Origin of the sequence: Leptospira johnsonii (assembly GCF_003112675.1) — a bacterium.
GTDB classification, from domain to species: Bacteria; Spirochaetota; Leptospiria; order Leptospirales; family Leptospiraceae; genus Leptospira_B; species Leptospira_B johnsonii.
The window spans coordinates 34,957-50,024 of the sequence record NZ_BFAY01000008.1; the positions used below are offsets into that span (position 1 = coordinate 34,957).

General features: G+C 41.0%; 12 protein-coding genes. 3 read left to right on the plus strand and 9 right to left on the minus strand.

Annotated features, from left to right (window positions below):
* Positions 1-17: 17 nt before the first annotated feature.
* Both amt and LPTSP_RS07685 read right to left on the minus strand, forming a co-directional pair.
* Entirely contained in the window at positions 18-2,153 is a 2,136-nt protein-coding gene (amt, locus tag LPTSP_RS07680; protein WP_108928239.1) for an ammonium transporter, read from the minus strand.
* A 155-nt stretch (positions 2,154-2,308) separates the two neighbouring features.
* Positions 2,309-4,309 carry a hypothetical protein gene (locus tag LPTSP_RS07685; RefSeq protein ID WP_108928240.1) on the minus strand — a complete coding sequence of 667 codons (2,001 nt, stop codon included), beginning with the start codon at positions 4,307-4,309 and terminating at the stop codon, positions 2,309-2,311.
* Between the two features lie 581 nt (positions 4,310-4,890).
* Here LPTSP_RS07685 and LPTSP_RS07690 point away from each other — a divergent pair.
* The 3 genes from LPTSP_RS07690 to LPTSP_RS07700 all read left to right on the plus strand — a co-directional run bounded on the left by LPTSP_RS07690 (position 4,891) and on the right by LPTSP_RS07700 (position 9,818).
* The gene (locus tag LPTSP_RS07690; protein WP_167396421.1) at positions 4,891-6,309 is read left to right on the plus strand and encodes a PAS domain S-box protein; all 1,419 of its coding nucleotides are present in this window, start codon (positions 4,891-4,893) and stop codon (positions 6,307-6,309) included.
* Positions 6,310-6,597: 288 nt separating this feature from the next.
* Entirely contained in the window at positions 6,598-8,874 is a 2,277-nt protein-coding gene (locus tag LPTSP_RS07695; protein WP_108928242.1) for a glycosyltransferase family 4 protein, read from the plus strand.
* 5 nt (positions 8,875-8,879) lie between these two features.
* Positions 8,880-9,818 (plus strand): glycoside hydrolase family 130 protein, encoded by a 939-nt coding sequence (locus tag LPTSP_RS07700; RefSeq protein WP_108928243.1) that lies wholly within the window; start codon positions 8,880-8,882, stop codon positions 9,816-9,818.
* A 91-nt stretch (positions 9,819-9,909) separates the two neighbouring features.
* Here the strand turns inward: LPTSP_RS07700 and LPTSP_RS07705 are convergent, their stop codons facing one another.
* From LPTSP_RS07705 to LPTSP_RS19040, 7 genes are all read right to left on the minus strand, one after another.
* Positions 9,910-10,308, minus strand: a complete 399-nt coding sequence (locus tag LPTSP_RS07705; RefSeq protein ID WP_108928244.1) for a GFA family protein — start codon at positions 10,306-10,308, stop codon at positions 9,910-9,912.
* 8 nt (positions 10,309-10,316) lie between these two features.
* Positions 10,317-10,745 carry an SRPBCC family protein gene (locus LPTSP_RS07710; RefSeq protein WP_108928245.1) on the minus strand — a complete coding sequence of 143 codons (429 nt, stop codon included), beginning with the start codon at positions 10,743-10,745 and terminating at the stop codon, positions 10,317-10,319.
* Positions 10,745-11,074 carry an ArsR/SmtB family transcription factor gene (locus tag LPTSP_RS07715; protein WP_108928246.1) on the minus strand — a complete coding sequence of 110 codons (330 nt, stop codon included), beginning with the start codon at positions 11,072-11,074 and terminating at the stop codon, positions 10,745-10,747. Before LPTSP_RS07715 ends, LPTSP_RS07710 begins: the two co-directional genes overlap by 1 nt.
* 153 nt (positions 11,075-11,227) lie before the next feature.
* Positions 11,228-12,106, minus strand: coding sequence for a phage tail protein (locus LPTSP_RS07720; RefSeq protein WP_108928247.1), 879 nt, complete (start codon positions 12,104-12,106; stop codon positions 11,228-11,230).
* Between the two features lie 193 nt (positions 12,107-12,299).
* A complete protein-coding gene (locus LPTSP_RS07725; RefSeq protein ID WP_108928248.1) occupies positions 12,300-13,316 on the minus strand; it encodes a hypothetical protein in 1,017 nt (338 codons plus the stop codon).
* On the minus strand, positions 13,303-13,755 hold the full coding sequence (locus LPTSP_RS07730) for a hypothetical protein (protein WP_108928249.1): 453 nt from the start codon (positions 13,753-13,755) through the stop codon (positions 13,303-13,305). Before LPTSP_RS07730 ends, LPTSP_RS07725 begins: the two co-directional genes overlap by 14 nt.
* Before the next feature lie 44 nt (positions 13,756-13,799).
* On the minus strand, positions 13,800-15,029 hold the full coding sequence (locus LPTSP_RS19040) for a beta propeller repeat protein (RefSeq protein WP_135354749.1): 1,230 nt from the start codon (positions 15,027-15,029) through the stop codon (positions 13,800-13,802).
* Positions 15,030-15,068: the final 39 nt, after the last annotated feature.

Here is a 15,068-nt window from a genome sequence, read left to right on the forward strand (position 1 = left end):
AAACAAAAAGAAAAATCCTATTTTTTAGTTTTCCTGCTAATCCCTAAGACGGAAATATCATCTTGTTTTGGAGATCCGGCCAAGAATTCATCTAATTTCTTTAATATTTGATCGATTCCTTCTCCCATAGGAATTCCTTTTAGATTTCCTACGATCTTTTCCACCCTCTCTTCTCCGAACTCTTCCTTATGAGAATTCCATTGTTCAAAAAGACCATCCGTAAAAAGTATTAGTTTAGAATCTTGAGTGAATTTCATTTCATTGGAAGTGTATTTAGTGTTTGGGATCACACCCATGATCCTTCCAGTTTTTTCTAAGGAATGGATCTCTTGGTCTTGGATCAAATACTGAGGCACATGTCCTGCGGAAGAATAACGTATCAAGTTCAGGTTTGTATCAATATCTACCACGATACAAGTAAAGAATTGATTCAAGTTTTTGAATGTATGCAAGAACTCATTGTTTAGATGAAACAAGATCTCTGTAACACTATAAATCCCACGCTTTAAGGATTCATAAATTGCTTTGATTGCCATGGTCAAAAGTGCGGCTTGCACCCCGTGCCCTGTAGCATCTGCAAGAAATACCCGAGTGAGTCCAGGACGAAGTTCCATGATATCGAAAAAATCTCCTCCGACTTCTGTGAGAGGAAGATATCTCACAGTAATTTCCAATTCTCCCGTGAGTTTATCTTCTTGAGAGATAATACCTGATTGGATCTTTCGAGCAGTAGATAGGTCACTTTGGAGTAAGCTTAGGTTATGTTCCAACTCTACAGCCAACGTTTCCTTTTCTTTAATATTTGTCCTGATCTTGTCTAATACCAAGTTATATCTTTCAGCGATCTGGCCCACTTCTGTGAACGGTTCTATCGAAAGATCCTGGCTTAGATCTCCAGTTTGTTTTTGGTATTCCATTTCCAAGAACAGATCTATCAACTCAGTAGTTGCCCTATGTTCTGTATAATTCAGACCTTGGTATTCGTTTTGAGGAGAAACTCTCAGGCTATAAAACCGGTGGATCACAAAAAGAAGCGGATAACTTACACCGAAAGAAAGGACAGCGCAGGAGACCACACCCAGTAATTGCACAAGGATCTGTGTAGTTCTGTCCAACCCCGTATCTAAAATAGAAAGATCTCCAAAAAATCCAACCGCCAAAGTACCCCAAATCCCCGACACAAGATGAACAGGAATAGCCCCAACAGCATCGTCCAGTTTAAGTTTGTCCAAAAGGACTCCCGCTTCGAACATTAAAATTCCTGCAATTAGTCCGATGAGAAGAGATTCCAGAGAATTGACTGCATTACAAGGAGCAGTGATTGCTACAAGTCCTGCCAAGGTGCCGTTTAAAGGAAGAGTAGCTTCTGCATATTTCAAACGGATCCAACCATAGATCAAACTGGAAGCCATTCCTCCGGAAGCAGCAAACATAGTATTTACGATGATCTTTGGTACTTCGGAGGTAAATGCAAGTGTGCTTCCCCCATTAAATCCAATCCAACCAAACCATAAGATCAAAGTTCCAAGCATCGCAAGCGGAAGATTATGCCCTGTGATCTTTCGGACAGATCCATCCTTACCGTATTTTCCCGTTCTGTTCCCGATCAAAATCATCGCAGAAAGTCCGACCCATCCGCCTACACTATGCACAGCAGTAGAACCCGCGAAGTCCATAAAGCCAAGATGAGAAAGCCAGCCCGTAAATTGATTCCAGTCTTGCAGATTCCTTCCCCAAACCCAATGACCAAAGATCGGATAGATCAAAGAAGAAATGATGGTAGTGACAATAATATAAGCACCGAATTTCATTCTTTCCGCAACGGCGCCGGAGACGATAGTTGCGGCAGTTCCGCAGAACATGAGTTGGAATAAAAAGAAAACGGAGATCTCCGGGCTTGTTTTTGAAAAATCAGAAAAGAACATATCCTTTCCGATCCAACCATAATAGGTTGTGCCGAACATGAGTCCGAATCCTATTGAGTAGAAAACGAGAGTTGCAATTCCGAAATCCGTAATATTCTTAATTGCTACATTGATCGAGTTCTTGGTTCGGGTCAGGCCGGATTCCAAACATAAAAATCCGGCCTGCATGAAAAATACCAATCCGGAAGAAAGAATGATCCAAAGAATATCGAAATTCGTTTTAGGCATCGAATTTCTTATTCCAGGAAATGATAAGCGAATTGGCAAGAATAGTTTGTTTTTCCGGGATGTTTACCCGAACAATAACTCCAAGTTATCCAAGGTGCTTTCCCAAGCCCGGAGATCAGATTTGGATCATAATTTCCGGACTCACCCAATGGGATTTATGCAGCTAGGTTCAATTGGATATATCTTGACAGGATCTCGCGAACTTTAGCATTCAATTTTGATCTGCCTGGAATCTGTTCGTAAAGGATCCAATTCGCGTAATCCACTGCAAACATATCTTTAATATTCTGTCTGGCCTTTGTCCACTGTTCCTTGATCTTCTTCTTTGCTTCAAAAGTTAAACTTGGACTATTAGGAAAATACTCCAGATACTCATTATACTGAGAAGTCATAGTGTCAGGAGGGGAATCTTTCCATTTTCTACCGCGAAACGATCTTTCAGTCTCCCAACGAAACTCCCCTAACGCTTTTGTTACCGCTAGATCAATGTTCTCTTTAAAAACAGTCGGGAAAAGAAGTCGGCTACGAGATATATTCCCTTCGGAAGTATCCTGCCATAAAACTCCCCTGTCTCCTCCATAAGGTAGTAAAATAAAATCGGCAAAATATTCCTTTCGCATCCAATTAACAATCTTCAGATTGGAAGAAGAATTTGCATTTACCTCTCTGCTAAAAAGTCCAGGGTCCATCTTCAGAATCTTTTCTACACTTGTAGAAATTTTATGAGGATGCAAAAGACTCCCAGCTGTATCTCCGTAAAATTGATCTTCAGACAAAATGGGATAAGCAAAATTCGGATTTAAAGAAATTCCCAGTATCCCCATATAAAGAAGGCTATCCAATTCCCAGTCCAACAGTTTCAGCAAGTATTCCTTATCGCGTAAATTTTTGACTTCCGCTCCTTGGTTCCAAAGCAGTTTGGACTTCTCTACCTGGTCGTATGTTTGGCCCATCTGGTTTTTAGATGGATTCCTTTTACCGCCTAATACGAGATTTAACCAGTCGGGAAATAGATGGATCAAAATTTTCGACTTAGATTCGGATGCAGTTGCAGAAGTCACCTTCAGTGCTGCAACTGAAGATTCCAAATCGATAATCCTTCTTTCCGAAACCAAAGTTTCATCCAGAAAGAAAAAATACATAAAAAGAAGAACCGGTTTTGGTATATTTTCCGTCTGGGATCTAAATTTCAAAAAACAAGCACGATACAACTGAATTAATATTTTATAATCTTCTTGCCTGTGTTTTCGGCGAATATATCCAGGGTGCTCCATAAAGGATTTCACCAAATTCCGGATTTGTCCAGCTACATCGGGTGCCACACTTGAATACTCTAGGATTGTAGTAAGGCTATCCTTATATTCTTTGTAAATCTCTCCTGGCTCAATAGGTTCCTGAACGACCTTTGTTTCAACGAACTTTTTTTCGCGAGGCGCCTCTATCCAATTAGTCGTTCTTATGTTGTCTTTCTCAGGAATATCCTTGATAAACAAATCGAAACCCATTTCATTATGAGAACGCAATGTAGCAGTCACCTTAAACCAAATATTATTCCAATTTTGAAAATACAGTTGAACGTTCGGATTTTTCTTAAGAGAAAGAAGATTATCTCCCCTCTTAGCATAGATCTTTCCTGAAATCCTTTTGCCCAATGATATATCGCTCGCCTCATCGACTTCCAACAGAATTGCCGAGTCTTCCTTGGTATTGATCTGTAAAATAGCTGGAATATATCCAGGTTGCGAGTTTTCAGAGAGGCTTACTGCCGTATCCGTCAGCTGCACCAGCAAAACGATCTTCCATGAAGGAATGTTTGTATGGTCACCTAAAAATTTCATGAATTCCACAATGAAATATTTCGCATACCAGGCAGGATCCTCAGAGATCTTGCGTAATTTAGTATAAGAAAGCTGGTATATAAATTCATGAAAAAGGATTATATCCTTACTTTGAAAGACTCTAAGATCCAATTTTGCCAAAATCCTTTCTCTATAAGCCTTGGTACGTTCATTCCTCTTCTTGGCCAACTTATGTAAGATATATGCGATTGCCAATACGGTAAATAATAGGATAGTACCGTTTACCGTAGAAGCCCAAGTGAACTCAGGCCATATGAGAATCTGCTCCGAATTGTGAATTTGACTTAATATGTTCATTCCTAAAGGATAGTCTCAAAAATCCTTCAGTCAAGCAGGTTTCCTAAAAAAATATTTATATGAAAGATAGTTGTTATTTTATTATTTTATTATATTTTAATATTTTAATCTAAACAAATAGATCAACTTCTATACCGAACAGTCCAAAGCCTCCATAGTTTTAACCCGAAAACGATCAAATAAGATACAAAAGGCCCCTTCCCCCCTTGGTCACCCCCCACCCATATTTCCAAAAACCTTCATTCCTCATATAACCCACAATCTCTCATAAATATGCAATAGAGATCGAAATAATTCGGTTTTTACGTTTCTGAATATCAATATTCAATCAATAAAAAAACGTTAGTTGTCACCAAGGAAGAGACCCCGCTTCCGTTAATGATTGATAAATTTTAAATAAACATCACAATATAGGAAGAAAATGAGTCTCACCTAACACAAGGACCTTCTTCCTTTTAGGATAAGTAGGAACGCTTGGGGTTAAAAAAATGAATTTTTATCAGATATCTCCATCCATTCGCGAAATCCCTCAAACAATCGTTAGGGTCCGAAAAATAACATTTGGAAAGAAAAATACAATCATGAACCAGCAAATACAAAAAACAATATTACTCGTAGAGGACGAACCTTTGATCGGTTTAAAAGAGTCCGCACAGCTACAAGAATACGGATATAAAGTAATCCATGCATTAAACGAGCAAGAAGCGATGAAATCGGTCGAAAACAAGAATCTCATAATTGATCTAATCCTAATGGATATCGATCTAGGGCAAGGGACGAATGGAACCGACGTCGCCAGAAATATACTAAAAAATCACGATATTCCCATCCTATTTCTTTCCAGCCATGTGGAACGCGAAATAGTAAGGATGACGGAAGATATTACTACTTACGGTTATATGGTAAAGAATTCGAGCATTGCTGCGCTGGATGCTTCCATTAAGATGGCTTTTAGATTATATGATGCGCATTCGGATCTAAAAAAGAAAAGTTTAGAAATCGAAACCAAAAGGAGAGAATTGGAGTTTTCTGAAAAAAGATACCGCAGATTATTCGAATCGGCAAAAGACGGAATCTTGATATTGGATGCGAAAACCGGATTGATTGTAGACGTAAATCCTTTCCTTATGCAAATGTTAGGTTATTCCAAAGAGGAATTACTTAGTAAAAAAATTTGGGAAATCAACGCCTTTAAAAATATAAATTATTCCAAACAACTATTCAAAGAACTCCAGGATAAGGAATATGTACGATATAGTGATCTTCCTTTAGAAACTTTCGAAGGAGAGATGCTACATGTGGAATTCGTGAGCAATGTTTACCTTGTAGATAACGACAAAGTGATCCAGTGCAATATACGAGATATAACGGAAAGAAATCTGCACGAAAAAATCCTAGAGAATGATATTGATAATAAAAAAGCGTTACTCCGAGAACTTCAACATAGGACAAAAAATAGTTTTAGTCTAATCACAAGCTTGATTAGCCTTCGATCCATAGCGGCCAGTTCCGCGGAACTGAAAAATACACTCGAAGAATTAAATTTAAGAGTACAATCCATCTCAGATCTATACTCTTTATTATATGAAACAGAATCAATAGACAGAGTACAACTTACGACTTATTGCAATAAGGTAATCGAATCTATCGACAAACTTTCCGATAAGATCGAGATCCACGAAAATATTGAAAGAACATACGTGAGCGCCAAATCTGCAGCCATTATCGGAATGATTCTTGTGGAGCTATTATCGAATGCAGTTAAATACGCATTTCCAAACGGCCGAAAAGGAATTATCAATATTGAACTTCACAAGATCGGAGATAATTTGCAACTGACAGTCGAAGACAACGGAATCGGTCTACCTGAAAATTTCGATATAGCCGTTACGAAAACCTTAGGTTTACACTTAGTCAGCCTAATGACTTCCCAATTGAACGGAAATATAGAGTTTCCCAAAGAAAGCGGCACAAAGATAGTGATCGATTTTCCTGTATAAGGAAAATCTTAACGATTTGTTTTGATCCGAAATAAGTTTTATGATCGACAGATCGTCTTTTAAGGCCATAATAAAGTAGCGAAAGAAGTCTCGTCACAACTACACATCTGCCGCGCAAGACAAGCGGCTTCGTTCTTAAACAAGCGTAAGCCGAGATACAACATTAAATATACTTAAAATATTAGTGCGCACCGACCTTCGTTAAAGCCGTATCTCCATATTCCTCTCCTTGACCCTTGTTTCTGAATTGGGTCGTTCTAAACCTTAAATTCCAGGAGGAAATTTCGTATGGAATACAGCCCGGAGCTGTCCACCCTGAATCGTATTGCCTTTATAGGTAATTATCTTCCTCGCCAGTGCGGAATCGCAACCTTTACAACAGATCTTTGCGAGGCCTTTTCAGAAACTTATTCCGAAATAGCTTGCATTGCGCTTCCAGTAAACGACACGGATTCGGGTTATCCTTACCCACCTATAGTGCGCTTCGAATTGACCGAAAAAGATATAGCATCCTATCACCGAGCCGCCGATTTCCTGAATGTCAACAATGTCGATATAGTCTGTTTACAATTCGAATACGGAATATTCGGAGGAAAATCCGGAAGCCATATTATTGCTTTATTAAGAGATCTGCATATGCCGATCGTCACAACCTTACATACAATTTTGCAAGAACCGGATCCCGACCAACGTAAAGTACTGGAACAAATTGCAGCTATATCTGATCGACTAGTCGTTATGAGTAAACGAGGAGCAGAACTCCTAACAGCCGTTTATGGAATCCAGAAAGATAAGATAGACCTAATTCCCCACGGAATTCCGGATGTGCCATTTGTTGATCCTAGTTTTAATAAAGATATGTTCGGAGTGGAAGGAAAAATAGTTCTGCTTAGCTTCGGATTATTATCTCCGAACAAGGGAATCGAGAATGTGATCTCCGCATTACCTTCTATCTTAAAAAAACATGAAAACGTCGTCTATATTATCCTAGGGGCTACTCATCCACACGTTATACGAAACGAAGGTGAAACGTATCGACTTTCCCTACAATGGTTGGCTCGCGAAAAAAAGGTAGAAGGTAACGTAATTTTTTACAATCGATTCGTCAGTCTAAAAGAATTGATCGAGTTTATTGGCGCTACAGACATTTATATAACGCCCTATTTAGATTCCGCCCAGATTGTTTCCGGCACACTTGCCTATACCGTAGGAGCAGGTAAGGCAGTGATCTCCACCCCGTACTCGTATGCGCAAGAAATGTTGGCAGAAGAAAGAGGTATGTTAGTTCCGTTCAAAGACCCAGAAGGATTAGCGGATCAAGTTATTCAACTTTTGGACAATGAAGCAGAACGACATGCGATGCGCAAACGCGCCTATATTTATGGAAGATCAATGATTTGGCCTAAGGTGGCCTCGCGTTATAAGGAAAGTTTCGAAAGAGCAAAAGCAGAACGAAGACATTTTTCTCCCCCCGGCTTTCCTATCAAACCCTTAGACAAACGTCCCGAAGAGTTACCTCTTTTAAAATTGGATCATTTGCGTCGTATGACAGACGATACAGGAATTTTCCAACACGCATTCTTCACCATCCCAAACTATGAAGAAGGGTATACCACGGATGACAATGCCCGCGCTTTATTAGTCAGTACTCTTATGCAGGAATTAGGTAACGGAAATTTTGAACTTACCTTCCGTTATTTGGCCTTTGTCTGGTATTCTTATAATCGAAAAACGGGAAGATTTAGGAATTTTATGGACTACCAACGCAATTGGTCGGAACCAAGCGGATCCGATGACAGTCATGGCCGCGCTCTTAACGCGCTTGGAACGGTTCTCGGAAGAGCAGGCGATTCAAAACTTCCAAGTATTGCTGGCAGATTATTCGAACAGGCTCTTCCTGCAATTCTTAACACTTCCAGCCCGAGAGCATGGGCATTCGCTCTATTAGGAATTCATGAATATCTCCAACGTTTTGCAGGAGATAGAATGGCAAGCCGAGTAGAGGAAGAATTGTCCGAAAGACTTATGGTTCTGTATAAAAAAAATAATTCTACAGATTGGCATTGGTTCGAGGGAAGCCTTAGTTATTGTAATGCGGTAATACCACACGCAATTTTATTATCAGGAAAATCTCTACGGAACAAAGAGATGATCCAAGTCGGATTAGGATCTTTGGAATGGTTAGCCGATTTACAGAGATCTAAAACAGAAGGCGGTTACTTTGTTCCGATCGGTTCCAACGGCTTTTTTCAAAAAGGAGGATCTCAATCCCGCTTCGACCAACAACCTGTAGAAGCGCAAGCCATGGTTTCCGCCTGCTTGGCGGCCTATCGAATCACTCAAGATCTGAATTGGAGAAAAGAGGCTCGTTCAGCCTTTGAATGGTTTTTAGGACGGAATGATCTGAATACTCCAGTATATGATCCAACCACCGGAGGATGTAGAGACGGACTTCATCCAGACCGTGTAAATGAAAACCAAGGTGCAGAATCTACTCTCGCGTTTCTGCAATCTTTAGTCGAACTTCGTCTGACAGAAAACGTGTTTATCCATGAGGAATTATAATTTAAATGCTTAAATCTTATCCTGAACTATTTCAGCGTTATCAAAAAAATCCGATCCTAACCGCTTCCGACTGGCCTTATCCAGTTCACAGTGTATTCAATCCAGGTGCAACCTTACTCCAAGACGGGAGCACATTATTATTATGCAGAGCGGAGGATAGAACCGGACAATCTCATTTATGTACGGCCCGTTCCAAAAACGGAATCGACGATTGGAAGATCGACTCTAAACCTACGTTGGTTGCGGATCCGGAAAATCATCCTGAAGAACTTTGGGGAATAGAAGATCCACGCATAACGTATATTCCCGAATTACGTAAATATGCGATCGCTTATACTGTTTATTCCAAAGAAGGTCCGGGAGTAGCCCTTGCATTTACCGAAGACTTCCAAAAATTCGAACGTTATGGAATGGTCATGCAACCGGAAGATAAAGATGCCGCTTTACTTCCTCGCAAAATAGGAGGCTTTTGGGCATTAGTACATCGCCCTATGGGTCTACATGGAGCCCATATGTGGATTTCCTATTCTTCCGATCTAATTCGCTGGGGTGATCATAAACTGATGTTGGAAGCAAGATTAGGAGGATGGTGGGATGCAAATAAGATCGGACTTTCTCCTCCTCCGATAGAAACTTCTCAAGGCTGGCTAGTTATCTATCACGGAGTACGTCATAACGCCTCCGGCCCGATATATCGTTTAGGACTCGCTTTATTCGATTTGAATACTCCCGAACTTTGTCTAAAACGAAGTAGAGAATGGATTTTCGGTCCGGAAGAACCGTACGAATTATCCGGAGATGTGAACAAAGTAGTCTTTCCTTGCGGAAGCACCTTATCTAACGACGGGGATACGATCCATCTTTATTACGGAGCGGCAGATACTAGCATTGCCCTAGCTACGGGAAGCTTAAAAGTTTTATTGGAATGGTTAAATAGACAATAAAACTTTAATATAAGCATCTAATTTCTTATTCCATGAAATGATAAGCGAATTGGCAAGAAGCATTTATTTCAATTCCATAATATACTAGTTTTTAAAGATGTGAGATAAACTCAGGCTCCCTATCCCAGCGATCATGTAACCCATCTAAGTAACTTACTGGTACTGAGGCCCATTCCTTAGGGTCTAAATTATCCAATGCACCAAGATTGATTGCGATAAACTTTCCTCCCGCCTCCGGAATGTCTCCCCCTCCGCCGATTCCTACTCCGCAATGTTTACAGAACATTCCGTCTATCCGAGTAGAATAAACACTTACCTCGCTCTCACCTTCCAGATATTTGAAGTTTTCAGGTAGAGCTGAAGCACCCCAAAACCTTGCTTTTACACAACTTGTGCAGTTGCACTTAAACGTACCTTGGGTTAGGTCAATCCAAACTTCGAAACGAACCTTCTTACAACGGCAACTTCCTAAGTATTTTTTTAAAGCCATACGAATCCTTACTTAAATTGAAGCTCGAGGTTTTGCAAAGTACTGATCCAACCCTCTCGATGTCCTTTCATAGAACTTTCGTTAGAAAGCTTTTCATGCGTAAGAAGTATCTCTGTTCCTCCGTCTTTATCTTCGAAGATTACGGTTACCAAAGTTTCCTCTCTTTCCGGTCCTTCCCATCCATGCGTGAACACCAACTTTTCATTAATTATAATTTCTTTATATTCACCGCAGGCGATATACTCCTCTTCATCCCGGAGCATTATGGTTCTGTATTTTCCGCCCACTCTAAAATCCATTTTAATCTCACCGATAGTCAATTCCTTTGGACATCCCCATTTTTTCATCAATTCGGGACGAATCCAGGCTTCAAAGACCCTTGTTCGATTCGCTTTAATAAACTGAGAAATCTCTAATTTGTAATCGGTCGCTTTCATTATTCTTCTCCTTCCAACAAGTTTTTGAGAGAATCCAATTGTTCTTTCCAGAATCTTCTATAATAGCCAATCCATTTGTCGGCGCTCATCATAGCCTTACCATTCAGACTCAAATATGAAAAAGATCCTTCCTTTCTGCGATGAACAAGCTTAGCCCTTTCCAAAACCTTAATATGTTTGGAAGCGGCAGCAAGAGACATTTCGAAAGGTTCGGCGATTTCAGTAATCACTCGTTCTTTTTTAGATAAACTTCTGAGCATCGACCTTCTAGTAGGATCGGAAAGCGCCTGAAATATAAGATCCAGATCGTAAGATTTAGATTCAACCATATGGTTAAATGTATATCAGAAGGAGAATGTAGAGTCAACCATTTGGTTGAATGTTTTTGGAAAAAATTCTATAGACCGGAGTAGATATTCTAATCAGATATTTGGAAGCTTAAAATATTCGGAATGGAAAGATCTACTTCGGTCTTAATTCTCTTAAATTACACGCACCACATATTGTACAGCTGTAGAAGCAGGAGAAGTCTCAGTTCCGATCCTAGGGGCCCCGCTCGGTCCGTCCGAAATCGGATCTAATACGTAAATTACATTTTGCCCAATTTGAGAAGTTCCGGCGCCTGAGTACCCATCCGGGTGGATCAAATCGGCGGATATTCCGGTGACCGAGTGCCTATGGCTTTGGAATCTATCCTGGATCTCTTGCCCAATCCCGCCTCCATCATAATTTCCTCCGGCAGCTTTCGCTCTGCTGAAATGTTGTCCTGCACCTCTGGCAAAAATCCCTCTTCGGTCCGGAACATTGTATGTAGTAGAACCGTCCCCAAATCCGTATTGGATATGGGTAAGCAGAACTCCGGTTTGGGTTGCAGTTAGATCAATCGCAGCTCCTCCTTTAGTCAAAGAGATCTGAAAATCGTTGGCAGTCGGATTTATCACAAAGTAAGGAACATTTGACGTGATCCCACCTCCGGTGAATGAGAACTTCACCAATTGCCCCGCGCTAAGTCCATGAGAAGTGGATTGGATACGATCCGTTCCCGGAACAATGCTGATTACCGTCCGATGAACAAGGTTCCAGAGAGAAGAATATGCCGTCCTCGAAATTGCTTGGCCGTTCGCGACCATAAAAAGCGAGGGAATATTAGGGAAATCGAATTCAATGATCGCACCTAAAGGTATATTCGTCTGCGAAAGCAGAATGTTCAAAGAATCAATTTGCGATTGTAAATTCTCCACTTGAGATTGTAAGGAAAGATCGTTCGCATAGAGTGAAGTATATTCCTGGTCGAAGAGTAGGCCGTCGTTCGGCGTACTCCTACTCCAGGTTACCTTCTTATTTGTGTTTGGGATTGGCATGTAAATGTCTCCTAAATGGTATATAATCCATATCAGGAATTTACATATTCGAGTCACCTAAGGTTAAAAAATTAGGAATATCAATCACTGAGATTGCAAAAAATATATTCAGTAAATCTAATATATTGAAATATAATAAACTAAATAATTTTAGACATCAAATTTGATAGTATCTCGTATTAGAAATGATCCATCAGCCTTTGATTTGGATCCCGCCAGGATTTCCTAAATTACTCCCAGTCGCTGTCTGACCATTACCTCCGTATTGTCCGGATGTAGTAGAACCACCCGCTCCGCCTGCACCTCCAACACCTCGATTTCCTACGATTCCGGAAATATTTGTGCCAGGAGTAACTTGGAAATTTGGAATATTCAAATATTCTCCTGAACCTCCCAAGCCACCTCCGGCCCCAGGAGGAGAAGAATTTCTTCCTGCACCACCGACAGGAACGAATGTATTTCTCCTCCCCCAATTTGGTTGCTCAGGCCAGGAGCCTTCTGCATTCAAACCACCGCTACCGCCGGATTGGGCAGATCCACTCTCATTGCCACCCGCGCCTCCAATCCCACCAGGGAAGGCAGTACTATTCATACCAGAAGTTCCAGGTTGTCCAGGCAACACAGGTGGTAGAACTGGCCGATAGCTTGCACCTCCGCCGCCCCCTCCACCGCCACTTCCGCCTGAGGCAGTATTAGATCCGAAAATTGTATCTTCTCCTTTAACACCGCCATTACCTCCAGCTCCTCCGGTGCCGCTAAAGAAGTCGTTAGCGCCACCGCCTCCGCCTCCGCCGGGACCACCGGCTCCACCAACTATATTACAGTTTAATACATATATGTCTTGAGGAACCAAGAAGTTAAAAACACCGATAGAAGATTTCGAAAATAAGACTGTTTCATTTTCTGTGAAAGGTTTGATTATCGAAGGCAAAGAAGTTTCCGAATCTTGTAAGGCAACTGCAATAAAGTAATATGTTTGTCCTTCAATAGGAGTATCAAATAATACGTGTCGCTGTCCATCTCCGGAGATCTCTTGAACTTCATCATAGTCCAGTAAAGATACAGGAGAACCGACCTTCATAAAAACTTTATATCCGGTCGCAATACTAGAGAATACCTTAGCGGTTGCTACTCTCCAGCCGCCATTCACCACATCTAAAGCAGGAGTAACGGAAACCGCTCCCGCAAAAAGTGCTCTATGTAGTAACATAATTCTGAGAATAACTTCCGTAATATTTGGATCCGGAATAATAGAAAATCATTAGATCTGCCTTATTCGCACCGGAACTCAAGATCGGTGCAACACCCCCTGGCCATACAACGGAAGAAGGCCAAGTCACCGCTCTTCCACCAGTCGGATCCTGTATCAAGAAAATAGAATATACTTTACCTGATTTTGGTCCGGAAAAGGTCAAAGTGCAATTCGAAGAATCTAAAACCAATCTATGAGCATATCCTAAAGAAAAATTGATCGTTTTAGAGGCTCCAGAGTTCCCATTATCAAATTCCGGCGCATTGATCTCATCAATTTCACTCTGCAAAGTATTATCGTTGGTATACAAACGGCCGAACTCGGAACCCAGAAGATTTCCATCATTTGGAGTAAACCGATCGAAAGTGGTTTCCGGTGTATTAAATGGTGTTGGCATATAATAAATTTCCTATCTTCAAAAAATAACTTTATTCTAATATATCAGGAAGTGTGTCCTTTTCCTAAACCTGTCCGAGTCGTCATGACTCGATTTCCTGTTCCGGTGTTGGCAACCGCGACAAACGTGCCCAACTCAGGAGACCAACAAACGGAAGTCCAACTGTTATCTGCGGCGCTTGTGCGAACTGTCCAATGAATTCCATCCGAGGAAGACATGACCCGGTTTCCAGTTCCCGAACTAGCAACGGCGATAAAAAGTTTTAGCAATGGAGACCAACAGATGGAGGTCCAGGCATTATCAGCTGCGCTTGTGCGGGGCGTCCAAGTAATCGCATCAGGGGATGTTATGACTCGAGTTCCAGTTCCAATATTTGCCACAGATACAAAAATGCCAAGTTCCGGGGACCAACAAACTGAACTCCAAACTAGATCGGTATTGCTTATTAATCTTTGAAGCCATGAAATCCCATCAGTGGAAGTCATCGAATGGTCAATTGCTCCGGTCCCGCCAACTGCCACAAAAATACCTAACTCAGGAGACCAACAGACTGAAGTATAGTTCAGACTAGTAAGTGTAACTGTTCGGATAGTCCAACTTGTTCCATTTGCTGATGTCATTATTTTGTTTGCGTTTGATCCACTGTTACCAACCGCGACAAATAAGCTTAACTGTGGAGACCAACATACGGATGTCCAAGCAACAGTAAATGTTATCGCTCGACTCGTCCAGGCAACTCCATCTGGAGAGGTCATTACTCGGTTCGTTCCTGCATTCGCTACCGCTACAAAAAGATTTAATTGTGGAGACCAGCATACTGATGTCCAAGTATTATCTGGAATACTTGTTCGATTTGTCCAGGTAACTCCATCCGGAGACGTCATTACACGATTTCCAGTACCAGCGCCGCTTGCCACTGCAACAAAAAGATTCAATTGTGGGGACCAACAGATCGAGGTCCAATTATTGTCTACAGGGTTAGTACGTGTTACCCAAAAATCAGCGAACCATGCTGCCATATTCTTAAGAAACGTTGGCACCAAAGATTGGATCAAAGAATCAACCGCTCTTTGTGAAGGAGCAAGATTTATTTCCAAAGGAGCATTCCAATTCGGAGCATCTGTCACGTACGTTTGAGGATTGAGTGCCGTTAACTGATCCTGCAAAGCGCGGTCATTCGCATACAAGCGGGCATATTCTATTCCGAAAAGAAACCCATCACTTGGAGTGAATCTATTAAAAATAGTATTTGGAGAAATCTGAGGTATTGCCATGATAGTTTATAATTTCCTAATGTATTATTATCTTAGAAT